23 protein-coding genes are annotated in these 19087 nt (G+C 68.7%); 12 read left to right on the forward strand and 11 right to left on the reverse strand.

The features are described 5' to 3' along the window. The first annotated feature begins 70 nt into the window (after positions 1–70). From HWV07_RS07945 to hisH, 4 genes are read left to right on the forward strand one after another with little or no spacing between them, the layout of a single operon-like run. Entirely contained in the window at positions 71–1096 is a 1026-nt protein-coding gene (locus HWV07_RS07945; RefSeq protein WP_178333784.1) for a PhnD/SsuA/transferrin family substrate-binding protein, read from the forward strand. 26 nt (positions 1097–1122) lie between these two features. After that, the gene (gene phnC / locus HWV07_RS07950) at positions 1123–1947 is read left to right on the forward strand and encodes a phosphonate ABC transporter ATP-binding protein (protein WP_178333785.1); all 825 of its coding nucleotides are present in this window, start codon (positions 1123–1125) and stop codon (positions 1945–1947) included. After that, positions 1944–3002 carry a PhnE/PtxC family ABC transporter permease gene (locus HWV07_RS07955; protein ID WP_178333786.1) on the forward strand — a complete coding sequence of 353 codons (1059 nt, stop codon included), beginning with the start codon at positions 1944–1946 and terminating at the stop codon, positions 3000–3002. The genes phnC and HWV07_RS07955 overlap by 4 nt, the downstream gene beginning before the upstream one ends. A gap of 55 nt (positions 3003–3057) precedes the next feature. Next, the gene (gene hisH, locus HWV07_RS07960) at positions 3058–3708 is read left to right on the forward strand and encodes an imidazole glycerol phosphate synthase subunit HisH (RefSeq protein ID WP_178333787.1); all 651 of its coding nucleotides are present in this window, start codon (positions 3058–3060) and stop codon (positions 3706–3708) included. A 250-nt stretch (positions 3709–3958) separates the two neighbouring features. Here the strand turns inward: hisH and HWV07_RS07965 are convergent, their stop codons facing one another. Further along, the gene (locus tag HWV07_RS07965; RefSeq protein ID WP_178333788.1) at positions 3959–5974 is read right to left on the reverse strand and encodes an AMP-dependent synthetase/ligase; all 2016 of its coding nucleotides are present in this window, start codon (positions 5972–5974) and stop codon (positions 3959–3961) included. Positions 5975–6081: 107 nt separating this feature from the next. After that, the gene (gene lrp, locus HWV07_RS07970) at positions 6082–6534 is read right to left on the reverse strand and encodes an HTH-type transcriptional regulator Lrp (protein ID WP_178333789.1); all 453 of its coding nucleotides are present in this window, start codon (positions 6532–6534) and stop codon (positions 6082–6084) included. A gap of 127 nt (positions 6535–6661) precedes the next feature. On the opposite strand from lrp, the gene glnA reads away from it, so the two are divergent. After that, positions 6662–8035: a type I glutamate--ammonia ligase gene (gene glnA, locus HWV07_RS07975; protein WP_178333790.1), complete on the forward strand. Its 1374-nt coding sequence runs from the start codon at positions 6662–6664 to the stop codon at positions 8033–8035. 205 nt (positions 8036–8240) lie between these two features. Here the strand turns inward: glnA and HWV07_RS07980 are convergent, their stop codons facing one another. Together HWV07_RS07980 and HWV07_RS07985 are read right to left on the reverse strand one after the other, a co-directional pair. Continuing rightward, on the reverse strand, positions 8241–8669 hold the full coding sequence (locus HWV07_RS07980; protein WP_178333791.1) for a PaaI family thioesterase: 429 nt from the start codon (positions 8667–8669) through the stop codon (positions 8241–8243). A 39-nt stretch (positions 8670–8708) separates the two neighbouring features. Then, complete coding sequence (locus HWV07_RS07985) at positions 8709–9242, reverse strand: hypothetical protein (protein ID WP_178333792.1); 534 nt, start codon at positions 9240–9242, stop codon at positions 8709–8711. Positions 9243–9462: 220 nt separating this feature from the next. Here HWV07_RS07985 and trpY point away from each other — a divergent pair, with 220 nt between their 5' ends. Continuing rightward, positions 9463–9966 carry a TrpY family transcription regulator gene (trpY, locus tag HWV07_RS07990; RefSeq protein ID WP_178336020.1) on the forward strand — a complete coding sequence of 168 codons (504 nt, stop codon included), beginning with the start codon at positions 9463–9465 and terminating at the stop codon, positions 9964–9966. 13 nt (positions 9967–9979) lie between these two features. On the opposite strand, the gene HWV07_RS07995 is transcribed toward trpY, so the two are convergent. Beyond that, positions 9980–10678: a DUF5828 family protein gene (locus tag HWV07_RS07995; protein ID WP_178333793.1), complete on the reverse strand. Its 699-nt coding sequence runs from the start codon at positions 10676–10678 to the stop codon at positions 9980–9982. Positions 10679–10780: 102 nt separating this feature from the next. Between HWV07_RS07995 and upp the strand changes: the two genes are divergently transcribed. Further along, positions 10781–11452, forward strand: a complete 672-nt coding sequence (upp, locus tag HWV07_RS08000; protein WP_178333794.1) for a uracil phosphoribosyltransferase — start codon at positions 10781–10783, stop codon at positions 11450–11452. 222 nt (positions 11453–11674) lie between these two features. Here the strand turns inward: upp and HWV07_RS08005 are convergent, their stop codons facing one another. Further along, on the reverse strand, positions 11675–12283 hold the full coding sequence (locus tag HWV07_RS08005; RefSeq protein ID WP_178333795.1) for an IMPACT family protein: 609 nt from the start codon (positions 12281–12283) through the stop codon (positions 11675–11677). A gap of 93 nt (positions 12284–12376) precedes the next feature. Here HWV07_RS08005 and HWV07_RS08010 point away from each other — a divergent pair, with 93 nt between their 5' ends. Then, the gene (locus HWV07_RS08010; RefSeq protein WP_178333796.1) at positions 12377–13546 is read left to right on the forward strand and encodes an inorganic phosphate transporter; all 1170 of its coding nucleotides are present in this window, start codon (positions 12377–12379) and stop codon (positions 13544–13546) included. Positions 13547–13562: 16 nt separating this feature from the next. Here the strand turns inward: HWV07_RS08010 and HWV07_RS08015 are convergent, their stop codons facing one another. Continuing rightward, positions 13563–14936, reverse strand: coding sequence for a hemolysin family protein (locus HWV07_RS08015; RefSeq protein WP_178333797.1), 1374 nt, complete (start codon positions 14934–14936; stop codon positions 13563–13565). Between the two features lie 137 nt (positions 14937–15073). On the opposite strand from HWV07_RS08015, the gene HWV07_RS08020 reads away from it, so the two are divergent. The 3 genes from HWV07_RS08020 to HWV07_RS08030 are packed head-to-tail and all read left to right on the forward strand — an operon-like array spanning position 15074 to position 16487. After that, positions 15074–15379: a glutathione S-transferase N-terminal domain-containing protein gene (locus HWV07_RS08020; protein WP_178333798.1), complete on the forward strand. Its 306-nt coding sequence runs from the start codon at positions 15074–15076 to the stop codon at positions 15377–15379. Beyond that, entirely contained in the window at positions 15376–15891 is a 516-nt protein-coding gene (locus HWV07_RS08025; protein WP_178333799.1) for a redoxin domain-containing protein, read from the forward strand. Before HWV07_RS08020 ends, HWV07_RS08025 begins: the two co-directional genes overlap by 4 nt. Positions 15892–15899: 8 nt before the next feature. After that, on the forward strand, positions 15900–16487 hold the full coding sequence (locus HWV07_RS08030; RefSeq protein ID WP_178333800.1) for an L-threonylcarbamoyladenylate synthase: 588 nt from the start codon (positions 15900–15902) through the stop codon (positions 16485–16487). Positions 16488–16516: 29 nt separating this feature from the next. Here the strand turns inward: HWV07_RS08030 and HWV07_RS08035 are convergent, their stop codons facing one another. Continuing rightward, positions 16517–16807 carry an SUI1 family translation initiation factor gene (locus HWV07_RS08035; RefSeq protein ID WP_178333801.1) on the reverse strand — a complete coding sequence of 97 codons (291 nt, stop codon included), beginning with the start codon at positions 16805–16807 and terminating at the stop codon, positions 16517–16519. Positions 16808–16989: 182 nt separating this feature from the next. Between HWV07_RS08035 and HWV07_RS08040 the strand changes: the two genes are divergently transcribed. After that, positions 16990–17328 carry a DsrE family protein gene (locus HWV07_RS08040; RefSeq protein ID WP_178333802.1) on the forward strand — a complete coding sequence of 113 codons (339 nt, stop codon included), beginning with the start codon at positions 16990–16992 and terminating at the stop codon, positions 17326–17328. Between the two features lie 65 nt (positions 17329–17393). Here the strand turns inward: HWV07_RS08040 and HWV07_RS08045 are convergent, their stop codons facing one another. The 3 genes from HWV07_RS08045 to HWV07_RS08055 all read right to left on the reverse strand — a co-directional run bounded on the left by HWV07_RS08045 (position 17394) and on the right by HWV07_RS08055 (position 19054). Continuing rightward, positions 17394–18047, reverse strand: a complete 654-nt coding sequence (locus tag HWV07_RS08045) for a CRISPR-associated protein Cas4 (protein WP_178333803.1) — start codon at positions 18045–18047, stop codon at positions 17394–17396. A gap of 165 nt (positions 18048–18212) precedes the next feature. Continuing rightward, the gene (locus HWV07_RS08050) at positions 18213–18599 is read right to left on the reverse strand and encodes a hypothetical protein (RefSeq protein WP_178333804.1); all 387 of its coding nucleotides are present in this window, start codon (positions 18597–18599) and stop codon (positions 18213–18215) included. A gap of 59 nt (positions 18600–18658) precedes the next feature. Then, the gene (locus HWV07_RS08055) at positions 18659–19054 is read right to left on the reverse strand and encodes a MaoC/PaaZ C-terminal domain-containing protein (protein WP_178333805.1); all 396 of its coding nucleotides are present in this window, start codon (positions 19052–19054) and stop codon (positions 18659–18661) included. Positions 19055–19087: the final 33 nt, after the last annotated feature.

The following is a 19087-nucleotide window of genomic DNA, read 5'->3' on the forward strand; positions in this document are numbered from 1 at the left end:
ATCGTACGAAACGCTACCGGTGTCAGCAACTATTAGAAACGTTTAACCCGGATTCCTCACAGGGTCAACTATGTCGAAGGGGTCGAGGGTCGATCGACGCACAGTAATCAAGTCCACCGGGGCCGCAGGTATCTTCGGGCTCGCGGGCTGTCTCGGCGGGAACGGCGACGGCAACGGCAACGGTAACGGGACCCGGGGCGACTCGGACGGGCCGACCGAGGTCCGGTTCGTCCTCAACCCGGCCGAATCCGACGTCGACATCGAGGCGCAGTACCAGCCGATGTTCGAGTACCTCGAGTCGGAGGTCGACGTCGCCATCGAGCCGGTGCCGACGTCCAGTTACGCGGCGACGCTCCAGGAGATCCGCCGCGACGGCGGCGAGGTCGCCGACACCTCCCCGTCCGCCGCGGTCGCCGGCGAGGAGGTCGCCGACGTCATCGGCATCCGCATCGCCTACGGCGCGGCCCGGTACTTCTCGCTCATCACGACGACGCCCGACGAGAACGGCGTCGACTCCCTGCAGGGGCTGGAGGGCGAGAACATCGCGATGGCGTCGTCGCTGTCGGTCAGCGGCACGCTGGCGCCGATGGTGATGCTCAAGGACGCCGGACTCGACGTCGGGAACGCCCCCGACGGCGACGCGGTCGACTTCAACCCGCAGTACTCCGACCACTCCACCGCCCGCGAACAGCTGATCGAGAACCCGTCGGTCGCCGCCGCGACCACCGGCGCGTTCTCGACGGCGCCGCACGTCCCCCAGGAGCAGTTCGACGAGATGTCCCAGGACTTCGTCGAGATCTCCGCGGAGTACGAGAACGCGGGGTCGGCGACCGACGAGGCCGAACTCCAGCTGCTGGCCGTCTCCGACCCGCTGCCGCGCGCGCCGCTGATGTCGCGATCCAACTGGGACGACCCGGTCCGGGAGGACATCGAGGCGGCCATCCTCGAGGCCACCGAGGAGGACCTCGCCCACGACGACGACTACGACGGCGAACCGCTGTGGTTCACGGGCGTCCAGGAGGCCTCCCACGAGGACTTCGAGCCGATCGCCGCCATCATGGACGAGCTCGGCCTCGAGTTCGGCGACATCTCGTAACGCGGTCAAATCACTATTTCACGTTCATGAGTCGCATCACGGTCGATAGCCTCACGAAGGAGTACGGGGACGTCGTCGCGCTCGACGACGTCTCCTTCGAGATCCCCCACGGCGAGTTCGTCGTCGTCCTCGGCGTCTCCGGGTCCGGCAAGTCGACGCTGCTGCGCTGTCTCAACGGGCTGACGACGCCGACCGAGGGCGAGGTGTACATCGACGACGAGCTGGTGACCGAACCGCGGGACGACGTCGCGATGATCTTCCAGCAACACAACATCATCGGGCAGATGAGCGCCTACTCGAACGCGCTGACCGGGACGCTGAACCGGTGGGGGTTCCTCAAGAGCCTCCTCCAGCTACAGGACCGCGAGGAGAAGCTGCGGGCGCTGGACGCCCTCGAGACCGTCGGCCTCCTCGAGGAGTCCCAGCAGAAGGCCCGCCAGATGAGCGGGGGCCAACAGCAGCGCGTCGGCATCGCCCGCGCGCTCGTCCAGCAGCCCAGCGTCCTCCTGGCCGACGAACCGGTCGCGAGCCTCGACCCCGGCAGCGCCCAGCAGGTGATGGGCTACCTCCGGACCGCCGCCGAGGAGCGGGGGCTCACCGCGATGATCAGCCTCCACCAGGTGAACCTGGCCCGGAAGTTCGGCCAGCGGTTCATCGGCCTGCGGGACGGGAAGAAGGTGTTCGACGGCTACCAGGACGAGATGACCATCGAGGTGGTCGACGAGATCTACGGCGACATCGACACCGAGGGGATGCTCGCCCAGACCGACGTCGACTCGACCGACGGTGACTCCGGCGGCGCCGCCGGCCCGGTCGACCGCCCGACTGGCGGGGAGGGGCCCGTTCCATGAGCGACGATCCGACGCCGGACGGGACTACCACCGACGTGGACCGGGAGCCGCTCGCGGGCCGATTGGATCGGATCCAGCGCACCAGGCGCCGCCGGGCGGTCGGCTACCTGGTGCTGATCGCCGCCATCGGCCTCCTGTTCGTCCAGGCGCTCGCCGCCGCCGGCATCCTCGATACCGAGTACAACGCGGCGTTCTTCCTGGAGTCGCTCCGGGACTTCGTCCCCCTGACCCTGTACTTCGGGGTCGTCCCGTTCGTCGACTTCGGGCAGTACCTCGCGTTCATCGGCGAGCGGAACCTGCTGTTCGCCAGCGACGTCACGCTGCTGTGGCGCGACCCGGCGACGCTCGTCGGCGAGGTCTCGACCATCGTCGCCGAGGACGGGATCTTCTCGGTGTTCGGCGTCGCCGGCATCACGCTGGCGATGGGGTTCGCCGGGACGATCATCGGCTTCCCGCTCGCGCTGCTGTTCGGCGTCCTCGGCTCCGAACGGGTGCTGCCGTTCCCGCTGAACTTCCTCTTCCGCGGGACGATGTCGGCCATCCGCGCCATCCCGGCGCTCGTCTGGATCCTCATCTACATCCCGCTGGCCGGGCTCACGCCGGTCTCCGCGGTGTTCGCCATCGCCACCGACACCGTCGGCAACCTCGGGCGGCTGTTCACCGACGAGCTCGAGGAGATCGAGGACGGCCCCATCGAGGCGATGGAGACGACCGGGGCCAACCGGTCGCAGCTCGTCACCTTCGGGATGCTGAGCCAGGTGACGACCCCCTACATCGCCTGGACGCTGTACATCTTCGAGATCAACGTCCGCATCGCGGTGTCGCTCGGCGTCCTGGGCGGGGGCGGCCTCGGCCAGGTCGTCGAGACGCAGGTGAACCTCCTGCAGTTCTCCAACGCGATGGCGACGCTGCTGTGTATCTTCCTGCTCATCATCTCGGTGGAGCTGTTCAGCCAGCGCATCCGCGCGCGGCTCCGGTCGGACACCGAGCCGATGGGCCTGAAGGAGCTGATACTCGGCTTCCCGCGGCGGTTCGCGGAGTCGCTGACCAGGTGACCGGCCGACTCCCTCGATAGAAACCCACTTCCTTCCCGCCCGCCGACGGCTAGGCATGAGCACCACTCGCCAGACGACCGCCGAGGTCGTCCTCGTCGACTACGGGCTCGGGAACCTCCGCAGCGTCACGCGCGGGCTGGAGCGGGCCGGCGCGGACGTGACGCTCACCGACGACCCAGCGGACTTCGACCGCGCCGACGGCATCGTCCTGCCGGGCGTCGGCGCCTTCAGCGAGGGGATGGAGAACGCCGGGCCGTTCCGCGGCGCGCTGACCGACGCCGCCGCCGAGGGGCGCCCGCTGTTCGGCGTCTGCCTCGGCATGCAGATGCTCCTCACCTCGAGCGAGGAGTCCGACATCGACGGCCAGGGCAACGTCAAGGGCCTGGACCTGATCCCGGGCCGGAACGTCCGGTTCGCGCAGGGCCAGAAGGTCCCGCACATGGGGTGGAACCAGCTGGACGTCCGGCGGGACCACCCCCTCGTCGAGGGCGTCGACGGCGAGTACACGTACTTCGTCCACTCCTACTACGCGAAACCGGAGTCGCCGGACGCCGCGGTGACGACGACCGACTACGGCGTCGAGTTCCCCTCCATCGTCGCCAACGAGGCGGGGAACGTCTTCGGCACGCAGTTCCACCCGGAGAAGTCTGGCGAGGTGGGGCTGCGGATCCTCCGGAACTTCGTCGACTACTGCACCGAGCGATAGTCCGGTCCGAGATCTCCGAGCGGAGCCGCCTCGGTCGGTCGACGCCGTCGCTCTCGTTCTCGCGGCCTGCAGAAATGGGGGCAGCTGGGTAGGGGTACTGCCACGGAGCGTGGCAGGCGAGTGTCGGGGATGCTACGGGTTAGTTATTGGCTGCCTAAGAGATTCGAGAGCCCCCGTGAACCCGGTTTCGGGCAGCTTTCCGGAATTCCTCGGCCCCTGGATTCCGCGGGGCCTGGGGCGAGTCCCGACGTCAGTCGTGGGCCTGGACCGCCTCCACGTCCTCCTCGCCGTAGATGTCCTCGATGGCGGACTCGAACTCCTGGCGGATGTGCCGGCGCTTCTTCTTCATCGACGGCGTCAGCAGGTCGTTGTCGGTGGTCCACCCGTGGGGGACCAGTCGGAACTCCTTGATCTGCTCGGACTTCGACAGGTCCGCGTTGATCCGCTCGACGTCCTCGCCGATCCACTCGCGGACGCGCTCGTCCCGGCAGATGGCCGCGCGGTCCTCGGGCAGGTCGACGTCCTCGGTGGCGGCCCACGACTCCATGAGCTCGAAGTCCGGGACGACGAGCGCGGCGACGAACTTCCGGTCGTCGCCGACGACCATCAGCTGGTCGACGCGCGCCGAGGTGGCGAACGCGTCCTCGATGGGTTCCGGCGCGACGTTCTTGCCCGTATCGAGGACCAGCAGCTGCTTGACCCGGTCGACGAACGTGAAGTAGCCGTCCTCGTCGCGGGCGACCACGTCGCCGGTCCGGAAGTAGCCGTCCTCGGTGAACGCCGCGTCGGTCGCCTCCGGGTCGTTCCAGTAGCGGTCGAAGACGTTCGGCCCCTTCGCGAGCAGCTCGCCGACCTCGCCATCGGTCGCCTCGCCCGTCTCCGCGGAGTTGACCGAGTTGAGGTCGTACGGGAACGGGTCGAGCGCCAGGTCGACGTCGCACAGCGCGAGGCCCATCGTCCCCGGGCGGGTGTCCTCCGGCGGGTTGAGCGTCAGTACCGGCGCGGTCTCGGTGAGCCCGTACCCCTCGACGATGGTCAGCCCCATGGCCCCGTAGAGCTTCGCGAGGTCCTCCGAGAGCGAGCCGCCCCCGGAGACCAGCAGCTGGACGTTGCCGCCGAGGGCCTCCCGGACCTGCGAGTAGACCAGCCGGTCGGCGACCGCCCGCTTGGCCTTCAGCCCCAGGCCGGGGTCGTCGGCCTCGTCGTACCGCTGGCCGACCCCGACCGCCCACTCGAAGATCCGCTCGCGGACGGGCGACTCGGCGGCCTGCTCGCGCATCTGCTTGTAGATCCGCTCGTAGACCCGCGGGACCGAGGCGGCGGCCTCCGGAGCGACCTGCTCGATGTCGTCGCCGACGGTCTCGGCGCTCTCGGCGTAGGCGATGGTCACGCCGGTCGCGAACTCCAGGTAGTGGACGATGCGCTCGAAGGCGTGGGCCAGCGGCAGGAACGACAGCGACGTCATCCCGGCCTCCAGGGTCGGGACGTCCGGCCCCTTGTCGGGCCGCGGGCCGACGCGCCGGTGGACCTGGTTCAGGCACGTCCGCCAGTTTTCGTGGGTCAGCTCGACGCCCTTCGGCGTCCCCGTGGTCCCCGACGTGTACACGATGGAGGACAGCGACGTCCAGTCGCGCTCACCGAGCCACGACTCGAGGGTCGCGTCGTCGTAGCGCTCGGCGCCCAGCTCGTAGACCTTCGCGAGCGTGTAGACGTTCTCCCAGGCGGCGTGGTCGGCGGTCACCTCGTCGACGTCCGCGGTGACGCGGTCCATGACGACGACGAACTCCAGGTCGAGGTCGTCCGAGACGTCCAGCACCGTCTCCAAGAGCGCCTCGTTCTCCACGACGCAGCCCATCGCCTCGCTGTCCTCCAGCAGGTACCGGACCTGCTCCTCCGAGGACTCCCGGTAGACGGTCGCCACGACGCCGCCGGCCGTCTGGACGGCGAGGTCGGTCTGGGCCCACTCGGCCCGGGTGTCCGAGTAGATGGCGACGCGGTCGTCAGGCCCGACGCCCAGCTCCCGGAAGCCGGTCGCGAGCCGGCTCACCGCCTTCGCCATCTCCGAGTAGGTGATCGCCTCGTACTCCCCGGCCGCCGGCTGTGGGAGGACCCCGGGCGTCATCGACCGGTCCGAGACGGCACCCTTGTACTCCTGGGCGGGGCGGTCCCCGTATCGGCCGACCGCGTCGAAGAAGAGGCGCGGAATCGTCGTCTCCCCGATCACCTCGTCCGTGTACTCACGTTCGACCTCTCTCCAGTCGGTCATACCCGGTGATACGACAGGACGCACTTAACCATGCGTGACCGTAGCGAACTCACGCGTTGAGGGTTTATTACTAGCGAGAGTCGAACGGCGATGGTCTACCGCGCCGCTCAGTACTCCAGGTCGAACTGCTCGTTCTCGGTGACGGTGTTGAGCACGACGCTGGTGTTGGACTCCTTGATGTCGGGGTCGATGAGCAGTTCCTTGATCTGGTCGTTCATGTGGTCGGTGTCGTTGAACTTCCCGATGGCGACGATGTCGTGGTCGCCGGTGACCTCGTAGACCGACACCATGTGCTTGTGGTCGGCGAGGCGGTCGGTGATCTCCGGCAGGGCGCTGCCCTCGACCTTCATCTGGATGATGGCGGTGACGTCGTAGCCGAGTTTGCCGTAGTTGACGCGCGGGGCGTACCCCTCGATGATGCCGTCGTCCTCGAGGTCCGAGATGTGGTTCGAGACGGTCGTCACGGAGACGTCGAGGTCCTCCCCGAGCGAGCGCAGCGAGGCCCGGCCGTCCTCCAGGAGTGCGTTCACCAATTTGCGGTCGAGATTTTCGTACGTCATTACGCCCTACTACTACCCCAGGGGTTTAGAACTTTACGAATATCCACTTCTTCTGTGAGAGACGGGAGATTTGCGCAGAGCAGCAAGGTTAAAGTAGTAGGCTGCTTCGAAGCGGACGACGAGAAAAATGACGAACGACAACGTAGCCACCGACGGTGGCCTCTCCCCCCAAGCACAGAGCGTGCTCGACGAGATAGACGAGAAGAACGTCGACTTCCTGCGGCTGCAGTTCACCGACATCCTCGGGACGGTCAAGAACGTCTCCGTCCCCGCCGAGCAGGCCGAGAAGGCCTTCACGGAGGGTATCTACTTCGACGGGTCCTCCATCGAGGGCTTCGTCCGCATCCAGGAGTCCGACATGCGGCTCATCCCGGACGCGAGCACCTTCTCGGTCCTGCCGTGGCGGAAGCGCGAGGAGGGCGCCTCCGCGCGGATGATCTGCGACGTCTACAACACCTCGACCGGCGAGCCGTTCAAGGGCGACCCGCGCTACGTCCTCAAGAAGGCCATCCAGCGAGCCAACGACATGGGCTACGAGGTCAACGCCGCCCCCGAGCCGGAGTTCTTCCTCTTCGAGGAGGACGAGGACGGCCGCGCGACGACGAAGACCAACGACGCCGGCGGCTACTTCGACCTGGCACCGAAGGACCTCGCCTCCGACGTCCGCCGCGACATCATCTACGGCCTCGAGGAGATGGGCTTCGAGATCGAGGCCTCCCACCACGAGGTCGCCCGCGGCCAGCACGAGATCAACTTCGAGTACGACGACGCGCTCACCACCGCCGACAACGTGGGGACGTTCCGGACGGTCGTCCGTGCGATCGCGGCCCAGCACGACCTGCACGCGACGTTCATGCCGAAGCCGATCCCGAAGATCAACGGCTCCGGGATGCACACCCACCTGTCGCTGTTCACCGAGGACGGCGAGAACGCCTTCCACGACGAGGACGACGAGTTCAACCTCAGCGAGACGGCCAAGCAGTTCACCGCGGGCATCCTCGAGCACGCGCCGGCGATCACCGCCGTCACCGACCCGACCGTGAACAGTTACAAGCGCCTCGTCCCCGGCTACGAGGCCCCGGTCTACATCGCGTGGTCGGACCGCAACCGCTCGGCACTCATCCGGAAGCCGGCCGCGCGCGTCCCGGCCGCCAGCCGCATCGAGGCGCGCTTCCCCGATCCGTCGTGTAACCCCTACCTCGCCTTCGCGGCGCTCATCCACGCCGGCCTCGACGGCATCGAGAAGGGCCTCGACTGCCCGGACCCGGTGCGTGAGAACATCTACGAGTTCGACGAGCAGAAGCGCGAGGAGCACGGCATCGAGACGCTCCCGCAGAACCTCGGCCAGGCCGTCGAAGCGCTCGAGGAAGACGAGGTCATCCTCGACGCCCTCGGCGAGCACGTCGGCGAGAAGTTCGTCGAGGCGAAGACCCAGGAGTTCGAGGAGTACCTGGTGGACGTCTCCGACTGGGAACTCGACCGCTACCTCGAGACCTTCTGAACGGCCAGCGAGTCCGTCTCTCCTCCCCACATTTCTTCACGCGACGACCAGCGCGGCCGTCGCGACGACACGGCGGACGACGGTTTACGTACGAAGCCGCGACCATCGGCGCCGTGTCCTGACCCGACGCCGGCCGGCGTCTCGCGGGAGCGCGGTGCAGCGCCGGCCCGACGGACCGCACCGCCTGTTCGCCACTCCGGGGCCGTCACGCGTCGCCTTCGTCGGTCCACGGCGAGTCGCCCTCGCCGCCGTCCGACTTGTACGTCCCCCTGGCCATCGCGATCTCGGTCCCGTCGTCGTCGGTGACGTCGACCTCGACGGTCGCGACGTTGTCGCCGTTGTGGACCACCTGGGCCGACGCCTCCAGCGTCCCGCCGGTCGCTGGCGCGAGGTAGTCGATGCGCATGTCGATGGTCGGCGTCACCTCGTGGTTCGCCGAGACCACGGCGGCGCCGGCGACCGAGTCGGCCAGCGAGTAGGTGACGCCGCCGTGGGCGATCAGCTTCCCCGGGTTCGAGGAGTGCTCCTCCTCGAGCTCGAGGTGCCCGACCGCGTAGCCGTCCGCCGCCTCCTGCAGCTCGATGCCCAGGTGGTCGTTGAACGGCATCTCCGCGAACATCTCAGAGAGTTCCATGCCCGAACTGGACGCCGTACGCGGAAAAGCGCTGGTCTGCTACCGAGAATTGCCGCGGGTGATTCCGCCGGCCTCTCCGCCGTCGGCACGACCGCCCGCCATCGCCGACGACGGGATGCGGAACCCGCCGGCGTAGATGAACTTCTTCCGGCCGGTGTCGAACCCGACGAGGTAGAGCCCGGCCTCGTCGGGGACCGGCCAGACCATCACGGCGTCGAGGGCATCGGGGGCCGGGACCGCCGGGACCGCCGACGCGACGAGGTCGACGACCTGGGCCTCGACCTGCGCGTACTCCTCGCCGGCCTCGGCCAGCGGGACGTGCTCGGAGATGTCGACGAGGGCGCCGTTCGTGGCGTCGAAGTCGGGGGGCTCCTCCAGCGCGTTCGTCCGCGTCTGGTACTCGACGATCAGCGAGCCGCGGCGGACGTCGAAGCCGAGCTCGCCGCCGTTCGGCCCGAACTCGACGCTCCGGAACGGCGTCGGCCCGCCGGCCGTCACCGACTCGACGGCTGACTCCAGCAACTCCAGCGCGTCCCGACGCTGCGGTCCGGGAACTCCCCTGACGCCCCCCATTGCCACCCTGTTCGACACCATATACTAATACCTCTGTCGCCGGAATCGAACGCTGACCGCCTCGGATCCCACGTCGCGACCGACCCACCGGTCCGCCTCCGACCGTCGACGCCCGATTTCGCCCGGCCGTCGGCACACCGTTTTTGTCGTCGCGGCGCGCTACGTCGAGTAGACGCTCCATGTGCGAACCAGCAGTCCATCGGCGCGAGAGGTGGTGAGCGTGTTCGAAGAGATCATGCTGAAGTTCGAGGACAGCCCGAGCCAGCAGGCCGTCATCCGGCTGCTGCTCGAGCGGGGGTTCTCGGTCAACGACGAGGGGCGGGTCGTCTCCGGCGGCATCGAGATCCCGAACACCGGCATCGCCCGGGAGATCGACGTCGACCGCCGCGTCGTCGACGCCACCACCGACGCCATCCTCGCCGACGAGGAGCTGCGACGCATCTTCCAGAACATCTCGGCCATCCCCTCGCTGATGGACCTCGCGCCGGTCCTCGACCTCACCGTCCTGACCGTCCGCGTCGCCGATGCCGACCAGCCCGGCATCGTCGCCGAGATCACGGGCCGCATCGCCGACGCCGGTATCTCGATCCGGCAGACCATCAGCGAGGACCCGGAGTTCACCGACGAGCCGAAGCTCTACATCATCACGGACGAACCGCTGGACGGCGAACTCATCAACGAGATCCGCTCGATGGACTTCGTCCGGAAGATCGAACTGGAGTGAGGGGCCGTCGCCGCTAGTTCTTCTTGGGGTCGGAGTCGCCGGCGGTCTCGGGCTCCTCGGGCGGGGCGTGGCCCTCGACGGCCTCGGCGACGTCGGTGTCCTTGGGGGTGTCGACGTGCCAGCGGTCGACGGAGGTCTCGTAGTCGGCCAGCTTGTTGGAGACGCGGATCTTGAGGTCGTCGTCGTTGACGTTCACCTCGAAGACGTAGTCGTCGGTGTCGGCCCGCTGGAGGTTCGCGCTGACGAGTTCGTTGTCGAAGTAGTACGGCGACACCTGCGTCATCACGTTCTTGTAGACGCTGCCCTCGACCTTCCGGAGGGCCTTGCGGGTCGCCGAGTCGGCGGCGCGGGCGACGTAGTTGATCGACTCGCGCCACTCGTTGACGGCCTCGCCGGGCTCCTCGAGGTTGTCGTAGGAGTCAGCGAGCTTCTCGCCGGCGGTCTTGAGGTCCTCGTCGGGGTCCTTGCCGGCCTTCTCGCCGGTACCCTCGCCGACGCTGGCCTGCTCTGCGGTCTTCTGGTTGACGTCCTCGCCGAGGCGCTCGTCGGCCTTGGGACGCCACTCGTCCCACGCCTCGAGGGCCTCCTCCTCGACCGGCTGGCCCTCGTCGGCGACGTCCTTGAGCGCTCGGGTGAGCCGCTCGCCGTGCTCGACGACGTCGACCCAGCTCCCGCGCACCTTGAACCCGGAGACGCTCTCCTGGACTTCCATCGAATCCCCGTTGGATATGCGGGGCCTTACGTCTTGTCGCCGTGGCAGTCGCCGAGCCGGCACTTCGGTTGGCTTTAAGCCCGCGGCGCACGCGCTACCGGTATGCCAATCGAGGACCGCGATGACGCCCACGTCATCACCCACGCGCTGGCGAAGCACACCCTCTCGGAGCTTCGGTCGGACGAGACCGACCAGGTGGCGTTCCGCAACGGCCTCGTCGAACTCGGGCGACTCTGCGGCTACGAGATCATCGACGGCATGATGGACACCGAGTACGTCTCCATCACGACGCCGCTGGCCGAGACCACCGGCGAGGTGGTCAAGGGCCTCGACGACGTCGTCATCGTCAACGTCCTCCGGGCGGCGACGCCGTTCGTCGAGGGGCTCGTCGAGGCGTTCCCGCACGCCCGCCAGGGGGTCATCTCGGCTGGCCGCGACGAGGACGCCGGGATGGACGACTCCGGCGAGTTCCCGATCACCGTCGACTACGTGAAGCTCCCGGACATCGACGAGGACGACACCGTCATCGTCGCGGACCCCATGCTCGCCACCGGCAGCACGATGGTCGCCGTCCTCGAGGAGGTCCTCGCGAAGGGCGATCCGGAGCGGCTCGTCATCCTCTCGGCGGTCAGCGCCCCGCCGGGGCTCGTCCGCGTCGACGAGGCGTTCCCGCAGGCGGACGTCCTCACGGTCAGCATCGACGAGCGCCTCGACGAGGACGGCTACATCGTCCCCGGCGTCGGCGACGCCGGCGACCGCGCGTTCGGGACCTGACCCCGGCGACCCGACTCCGATTCCCGCCGGCGTAGTGCCCCTCGTTTCCGGTCCAGATTCTCGTTTTCCGTCGTCGCTTCAGGGTCACGTCCGCCCGTCGAACCCCCTACCTTCGCCTGGAAGTTACCGCCTGGTTGTGGTTTCGCTCCTGTCGAAGCGTCAGACGGCCGGCGCACGGCGCGGGATCGACCGATCGGAACGGGGCGACGCCGCGCACTCGAACTACAGCTCCACCCGGCCGCTGGTCGCGCTCCGCAGGCGGTCCCGGACCGCGTCGGCGTCGGCGACCGGGACCCGGACTTCGAAGGTCACGCGCTCGCCGTAGTCGGCGTCGAACTCGACGGCCTCGCTCTCCAGGACGCCCCGGACCGTCCCGGAGTCGTCGTAGTCGACGGTCGCGGCGAACCGCTCGTGGGGGCGCTCCTCGACGGTGCCGGCGGCGTCGACGGCGTCCTTCGTCGCCTGCGAGTACGCCCGGACCAGCCCGCCGACCCCGAGGTTCGTCCCGCCGTAGTACCGGGTGACGACGACCGCGACGTTCTCGAGGTCCCGGCCCTGCAGCACCGACAGCATCGGCTTCCCGGCGCTGCCCGACGGCTCGCCGTCGTCCGACGAGTACTCCCGGAACGGGTCTGCCCGCACCCGGTAGGCGGGGACGTTGTGGGTCGCGTCCGGGTACTCGGCCTCGACGGACTCGACGAACGCCTCGGCCGCGTCGACGCTCTCGACGGGGGCGGCGTGGCCGATGAACTCCGAGCCCTGGACGGCGAAGCGGGCACTCGCGCGGTCGGCGAGCGTCAGGTAGGCGTCGTCCGCTCCGTCGTCGGACACACCTCCGGCTGGGCGCGCGGCCGGGAAACGGTTTTCGCGTTCGTCGCCGCGTTCGACCGGTCTTTATACGGGGGGACGGCGTACGGACTGCCAATGGACGCGGGGACGGTCGCGACGTTCGTGGCTGCCGGGGGGGCGAGCCTCTTCATGGCGTGGGCCATCGGCGCCGGCTCCTCGGGATCGACGCCGTTCGCGCCCGCGGTGGGCGCCAACGCCATCTCGGTGATGCGGGCGGGGTTCCTCGTCGGCATCCTCGGGCTGCTCGGCGCCACGCTGCAGGGCGCCAACGTCACCGAGGCCGTCGGCCGCGAACTCGTCGTCGGGACGACGCTGTCGCCGGTCGCGGCCATCGTCGCGCTGTCCATCGCCGCCGGCCTCGTCGCCGTCGGCATCTTCACCGGCTACCCCATCGCGACGGCGTTCACCGTCACCGGCGCCGTCGTCGGTACCGGCCTCGCGATGGGCGGCGGCCCGGCGTGGGCGAAGTACTACGAGATCCTGGCCGTCTGGACGTTGACGCCGTTCGTCGGCGGCGGCGTCGCCTACGGGACCGCGAAGCTCCTCCGGAACGAGGCCGTCACCGAGCGGCTGGCCATCCCGGCGCTGGCCGGCGTCGTCGGTGCGATCCTCGCCAACGTCGAGTTCGTCCTGCTGGGGGCGCCCGGCGAGGCCGAGAGCGTCGCGACGTCCGTCGGCTCCGGGCTGCTCCAGCAGGCGGCCGTGACGCTGCTGGCCGCCGCGGTCGTCGCCGGCCTGCTCGCGGCCGACATGCGGAAGAGCGAGCCGGCGGGTCAGCGGCACTTCCTCTTGGCCCTCGGCGGCCTCGTCGCCTTCTCGGCGGGCGGCAGCCAGGTCGGCCTCGCGCTCGGGCCGCTGCTGCCGCTGTTCGACACCGCGAGCTTCTCGATCCCGCTCGTCGCCCTGCTGTTCGGCGGCGGCGTCGGCCTCCTGCTCGGCTCGTGGACCGCGGCCCCGCGGATGATCAAGGCCATCTCGCAGGACTACTCCTCGCTGGGACCGCGCCGCTCGATCGCGGCGCTCATCCCGTCGTTCGTCATCGCCCAGACCGCCATCTTCCTGGGCGTCCCCATCTCGTTCAACGAGATCATCGTCTCCGCGGTCGTGGGGGCCGGCGCCTCGGCGGGCTCCGGCGGCGTCAGCGGCGGCAAGATGGGTTACACGGTGCTGGCGTGGTTCGGCTCGCTGCTGGGCGCCGGCGTCCTCGGCTACGGCGGCTACCTGGGCGTGACCGCGCTGCTCTGAACGGCGGCGCGAGAATTCAGGACTCCTCTTCCGGCGGCTCTTCCTCCCGCTTCTCGTCGTAGTCCTCGGTCCTGACGAGTCGCGCCTTCATGATCCGGGTGTTCTCGACGCGCTCGACGTGGATCTCGATGCCGTCGTACTCGATGACCTCGCCCTCCTCGACGAGCCGGCCGGCGCGGTTGAAGATGAAGCCGGCGATGGTCTCGAACTCCTCGCCCTCCGGGATGTCGATGTCGAGTTCCTCGTTGATCTCGTCGATGTTCAGTTCGCCCTTGACGATGGCCGTCCGGTCGTCGAGGAACTCGATGGGCTCCTCCTCGCCGGCCTGCAGGATCTCGCCGACGATCTCCTCGGTGATGTCCTCCATCGTGACGAGCCCCTCGGTCGTCCCGAACTCATCGATGACGATGACCATGTGCATCCGGGTCTCCCGCATCTCCGCCAGCAGCTCGTCGACGTTCTTCGACTCGGGGACGTGCAGCGTCTCCTCGATGAGGTCCTCCAGGTCGAGGTCCTCGCGCTCGCCGTAGGCGTTGTCGCGGATCAGATCCGAGACGTGGACGATGCCCATGACGTTGTCGAGACTGCCGTCGTAGACGGGGACGCGGGTGTGCCCCGACCGGACGCAGGCCTGGATCGCCTCGTCGACGGTGGCGTCCTTCGAGACGGCCTCCATGTCGAGCCGCGGCGTCATGATCTCCTTGGCGATGGTGTTCGTGAAGCGGAAGATGCGCTGGAGCATCTCGCGTTCGTCCTCCTCGAGGACGCCCGCGCGCTCGCCGGTCTCGATGATGTCGCGGATCTCCTCGCGGGTGACGTAGGTGGACTCGATGGAGGACTGCCCGCCGGTCAGGCGGTTGACCTGCCGGGTCAGGTAGTCGAACGTGACGATGAGCGGCAACAGCAGGTACTCGGCGAACCGCAGCGGCCGGGCGATGCGGAGCGCCCACGACTCGGTGTTCTCGACGGCGTAGGACTTCGGCGCGCTCTCGCCGAACAGGAGCACGAGCGCCGTGATGCCGAACGTCGCCAGGAAGACGGCCATTGACTGCGAGAAGTAGATCGCCAGCAGCCCCGTCGCTATCGACGACATCGCGATGTTGACGATGTTGTTGCCGACGAGGATGGTGACGAGCAGCCGGTGGGGGTCGTCCTTGAGGTGCTTCAGCGTCTCCGCGCTCGGGACGTTCTCCGACACGAGCGCGTCGACCCGGTGCGGCGGCAGCGAGAACATGGCGATCTCCGACGACGAGAAGAACGCCGACAGGACGAGCAACAGGAGGATCGCCGACCCGCCGAGGAGGCCGATCGTCGTGGTGCTGAACGGGAGGTCACCGGCGTCCGTAGCGGTCTGGAGCGCGCCGACGACGTACCACTGGAGGGATCCCATCTGGACGTGCGGTTTTCTCCGCCGCCGGGATTAAGGCTTGTCATGGAAGCGAGACTCGAATCGCTCGCCATCGGGGTCGTGTGCGGCGGCTGGCCGCGGGCGACACCCTTAGGCGCCGAGCGCCACAACGGTCGTCCATGACGGACCCCGACATCACGTTCTACCGGCTCCAGGCGTGCCCGTTCTGCGAGCGCGTCGCCCGCGTCCTGAACGACCTCGACCTGCCGTACCGCTCGCGGTTCGTCGAGGGCCGACACTCCCGCCGGGACGCGGTCAAGCGCCTCACCGGCGCCCGGACCGTCCCCGCCATCGTCGACGAGAACACCGGCGTCACGATGAGCGAGAGTGCGAACATCGTGAAATATCTGGAGACCACCTACGGCGACGGAGACGTCGACCCCGAGCACGTCACCGCCAGCGCCGCCGGAGGTGACGACGAGTGAACCTCGGCTTCGACGTCGTCGAACTCGGGTCGGCCGACCACCCCGAGATCGGCGAGCAGGCGCCGGACTTCACCCGCCCGCTGGTCAACGACGAGTACTGGGAGGACGCCTCGCTGTCCGAACTCACCGACGAGGGGCCGGTCGTCCTGGTCTTCCACCCGATGGACGGCGACTTCCCGTCGACGTACATCTGGCAGGAGATCGACGACCGTGACTGGGACGAGTACGACGCCCAGGTCGTCGGGCTGTCCATCTCCTCGCCGTACGAGCACTCGCGGTTCCTCGAGGAGTGGGACGTCGAGCAGTTCCGGCTGTTCTCGGACCCCCAGAACGGCGTCGCCGAGAAGTACGGCATCGTCCACGACCTCGACGGGATGACCGGCGTCGCCGAGCCCAGGCCCGCGGTCTTCGTCATCGACGAGGACCGCACCATCACGTCCGGCTGGGTCGCCACCGAGTGGCCCGAGTTCCCGCCGTACGACGAACTCGAGGACGCCATCGACGACCTGTGAGCGGGGAGATGGCATCCGACGACGACCTCACCGAGGCCGTCGCGGCGATCCGCCGCGGCGACCTCGTCGTCTACCCGACCGAGACGGTGTACGGCCTGGCCGCCGACGCCCTCGACGCCGAGGCCGTCGAGCGGGTCTTCGAGGCGAAGGGGCGCTCGCGCGAGAAACCCGTCTCGATGGCGCTGCCGGACGTCGACGTCGCCGAGGACTACACGAACCCCACCGAACGCGAGCGCGCGTTCTGCGAGGCGTTCCTCCCGGGGCCGGTGACGGTGCTGCTGGAGCGCACCGACCGCGTCCCGGACGTCCTCGTCGCCGACCGCGACCGCGTCGGGATCCGCGTCCCCGACCACGACCTTGCGCGCGACCTCGCCCGGCGGACCGGCCCGATCACCTCGACGAGCGCGAACCGGAGCGGCAACCCCAGCGCCCGCACCGTCGACGAACTCGACGCCGGGATCCGCGAGCGCGCGGTCGTCGTCGACGGCGGCGAGACCCCCGGCACCGAGAGCACGGTCGTGAACGTCGCCGACGGCGAGATCGTCCGGCGCGGCGCCCGCGCCGACGAGATAGAGGCGTGGCTGGCCGAGCACTAATCCGCGCGGAAAACGAGCCGTAAGCTAGCTCAGGCGACCTGGAAGCCCCGCTCCTCGAGCAGTTCGCTGACGCGGTCGCGGTGGTCGCCCTGGACCTCGATGGCGTCGTCCTTCACGGTCCCCCCGGCGCCGACCGCGGACTTCAACTGCGAGGCGAGGTCGTCGAGGTCGGTGCTCCCCTCGAAGCCCTCGACGACGGTCATCGGCTTGTCGTAGCGGCGTTTCTCCGTCCGGACCGTCAGCTGCTGGGTCGCCCTGTCCAGATCCGCCGTCGGGTCGTCGGGGACATCGAGCCCCTCGAACGGGTCGTCTTGTGACACTGTCCGAGTGTAGGCTGCCAGGACTGAAGAGGGTTACCCGGTCCGGCACCCTCCCGACCACAGCACGGGAGGCCCGGAACGTCGACCCCTGCAGTCCCGAGACCGGCTAAAATGACGGCTGTGGGAGGAGGCCGTGACTTGCAAGCACGCATCGTAGCCGTCGGGAGCCGCTAGTCCGGTGTATGGAGACAGTACTCCACCTCATCTCGGGGGACGGGGACGAACAGGAGACGACGCTCAACATCGCGAGGAACCTCCTCGACGACGAGAGCGGCAGCATCGACGAGGTCGCCGTCGTCGCGCAGGCGGGCGGCATCGAGGCCGTGACGGCCGACGGGGAGTACGGAGACCGGGTGCGATCGCTGCTCGACGACGGCGTCTCGTTCAAGGGCTGTAGCAACACGCTCGAGGCGTTCGGGCTCGAGGAGGCGGACCTCGTCGACGGCGTCGAGACGGTTCCGGAAGGGGCCGTCGAGGTGACGCGCCTGCAGGACGAGGGCTACGCGTACATGCGACCCTGACGGAGGGGTCGCGGGCCCGGGCCGGTGGCGCGTCCCCACGAGGGCGCACGCCCCTTCTCTCACGCTCACAGCGACAGCCGGGAGCGCAGCGACCGCGTCCGGACGCCGCACTCGTCGCGGTACTCGCAGCTCTCGCAGCGCGAGTCGTCGTGCAGCCGCGGGGGCGGCCCGTCGATGGAGCGGGCGATCCTGAGCGCCCGCCGGTAGGTCGCCTTCCGGCGCGTGGTGAGCCGGACCGGCCGGACGATTCCGTGGGCCGGGTACTCCACGACGGCGCGCTCGACGGGGCGTTCGAGCTCCCAGGCCAGCGCCTTCGCGGCCGCGGTCGCGCGCACGGAGTGGGGCTCCCAGACGCCGCGCTCCGGCGGCTCGCCGGCGGAGACGATCACGGGCAGCGGCGGGTCCTCGATGAGCTTGTGGGCGATTCCCCGGCAGTCCTTGCCCTCCAGGAGGACGTCACGCTCGGGCGGGTCGGCCAGTTCGTCCCAGCGGTCCAGCCGCGCCTTCGCGCTCCCGAGGTTCGAGCGGTACTGCGTGGCCGTCACCGCGATGGGCTCGTCGTCGAGGCCGGCGTCCGGGTCCAGGAGGTCCTCGTAGCGGTAGGCGAGCGCCTGTATCTCCGCAACTTCGTCGGGGGGCTCGTAGTCGCCGTGCTCGCGACGGTAGTAGAGCTTCCGCGGGCAGTAGGCCGCCGTCGCCAGGTCCGTGAACGACTGCACGGGGGGTCTGAGCGCGTTCTGGTATTTGAATCCTGGTCCAAATGTGAAGTATTACCGTTCCAGGCCTGGGAATACGGAGGGAGGTACCTCCGAAGCCCTCGCCCTGCATTCGCCAGGGGACGATTGTCAGGGCTGCCGTCACCGTCGGGTTCCCGGCCGCTATCGTCACGACAGATCGCCGGGCCGCCACTCGCCGGTGGCGTAGAGCGCCAGCCTCGCGACGAGTCCGCCGACCGCGAACCCGACGCCGGTCCAGGCGACCTCGTTCGGCACGGAGGTCAGCAGGAGGTAGGTGCCCAGGACGATTGCGGCGTCGATCACCAAGTTCCAGCCACCGCGATTCGGCCACCGAGGTACGACACCGCGGGCGAGCGCAATGACGAAGACGGGAGCGACTACACAGCCACCGACCAGGAGTAGAGCTCCCAGCAGTCCCGGGGCCTCCCCCAGGAAGAGCCAGAACACGGCGCAGGCGACCACGGCGGTCAGGACGTCCCGGACCAGCCGCTGGCGGGGCGTCTTGAACACCGGTTCGACGTCGACCTCGGCCACGACGGCGCTACCGCCGGTCGGCTAAAATATTTTCCCGTCTATTGTGGCGGAACATACGGTCAAGCGTCGTCCTTCCAGATGATGCCGTCGGTCTCGCCCGACAGCACCTCCGTCCCCGACTCGTTCGTACAGGAGAGGGTCACGGACAGCTCGTAGCGGTCCTCGCGTTCGGTCACCGACTCGTTCTCCCAGACGCAGGTGATGGTCTCGCCCGTCCGGACCGGCCGGCGGAACTCGTACTCCATCCGGGTGGCCAGCACCTCGAGGTCGCCGCCGATCTTCGTCGGCAGCGTGGCGGTGAGCAACCCCTGGACGACGAGGCGGCCCTCCTCGTCGGGTTCCGTGTGGATGGGCTGGGTGTCGCCGGAGATCTCGCAGAACCGTTCGACGTCCTCGCGGGTGAAGGTCCGCTCGTAGGTGTAGGTGTCGCCGGCCGCTGGCGGTCCGTCGGTCATGCCTGTTGGCGCGTACGATAGCGAGGAAGATAA

It is taken from the genome of Natronomonas salina (genome assembly GCF_013391105.1).
Lineage (GTDB): Archaea > Halobacteriota > Halobacteria > Halobacteriales > Haloarculaceae > Natronomonas > Natronomonas salina.

Excerpts from the sequence above, each read along its gene's own strand:
- HWV07_RS07945 (WP_178333784.1), top strand. The coding sequence starts at position 71 with ATGTCGAAGGGGTCGAGGGTCGATCGACGCACAGTAATCAAGTCCACC.
- phnC (WP_178333785.1), top strand. The coding sequence starts at position 1,123 with ATGAGTCGCATCACGGTCGATAGCCTCACGAAGGAGTACGGGGACGTC.
- HWV07_RS07955 (WP_178333786.1), top strand. The coding sequence starts at position 1,944 with ATGAGCGACGATCCGACGCCGGACGGGACTACCACCGACGTGGACCGG.
- hisH (WP_178333787.1), top strand. The coding sequence starts at position 3,058 with ATGAGCACCACTCGCCAGACGACCGCCGAGGTCGTCCTCGTCGACTAC.
- HWV07_RS07965 (WP_178333788.1), bottom strand. The coding sequence starts at position 5,974 with ATGACCGACTGGAGAGAGGTCGAACGTGAGTACACGGACGAGGTGATC.
- lrp (WP_178333789.1), bottom strand. The coding sequence starts at position 6,534 with ATGACGTACGAAAATCTCGACCGCAAATTGGTGAACGCACTCCTGGAG.
- glnA (WP_178333790.1), top strand. The coding sequence starts at position 6,662 with ATGACGAACGACAACGTAGCCACCGACGGTGGCCTCTCCCCCCAAGCA.
- HWV07_RS07980 (WP_178333791.1), bottom strand. The coding sequence starts at position 8,669 with ATGGAACTCTCTGAGATGTTCGCGGAGATGCCGTTCAACGACCACCTG.
- HWV07_RS07985 (WP_178333792.1), bottom strand. The coding sequence starts at position 9,242 with ATGGGGGGCGTCAGGGGAGTTCCCGGACCGCAGCGTCGGGACGCGCTG.
- HWV07_RS07995 (WP_178333793.1), bottom strand. The coding sequence starts at position 10,678 with ATGGAAGTCCAGGAGAGCGTCTCCGGGTTCAAGGTGCGCGGGAGCTGG.
- upp (WP_178333794.1), top strand. The coding sequence starts at position 10,781 with ATGCCAATCGAGGACCGCGATGACGCCCACGTCATCACCCACGCGCTG.
- HWV07_RS08010 (WP_178333796.1), top strand. The coding sequence starts at position 12,377 with ATGGACGCGGGGACGGTCGCGACGTTCGTGGCTGCCGGGGGGGCGAGC.
- HWV07_RS08015 (WP_178333797.1), bottom strand. The coding sequence starts at position 14,936 with ATGGGATCCCTCCAGTGGTACGTCGTCGGCGCGCTCCAGACCGCTACG.
- HWV07_RS08020 (WP_178333798.1), top strand. The coding sequence starts at position 15,074 with ATGACGGACCCCGACATCACGTTCTACCGGCTCCAGGCGTGCCCGTTC.
- HWV07_RS08030 (WP_178333800.1), top strand. The coding sequence starts at position 15,900 with ATGGCATCCGACGACGACCTCACCGAGGCCGTCGCGGCGATCCGCCGC.
- HWV07_RS08040 (WP_178333802.1), top strand. The coding sequence starts at position 16,990 with ATGGAGACAGTACTCCACCTCATCTCGGGGGACGGGGACGAACAGGAG.
- HWV07_RS08055 (WP_178333805.1), bottom strand. The coding sequence starts at position 19,054 with ATGACCGACGGACCGCCAGCGGCCGGCGACACCTACACCTACGAGCGG.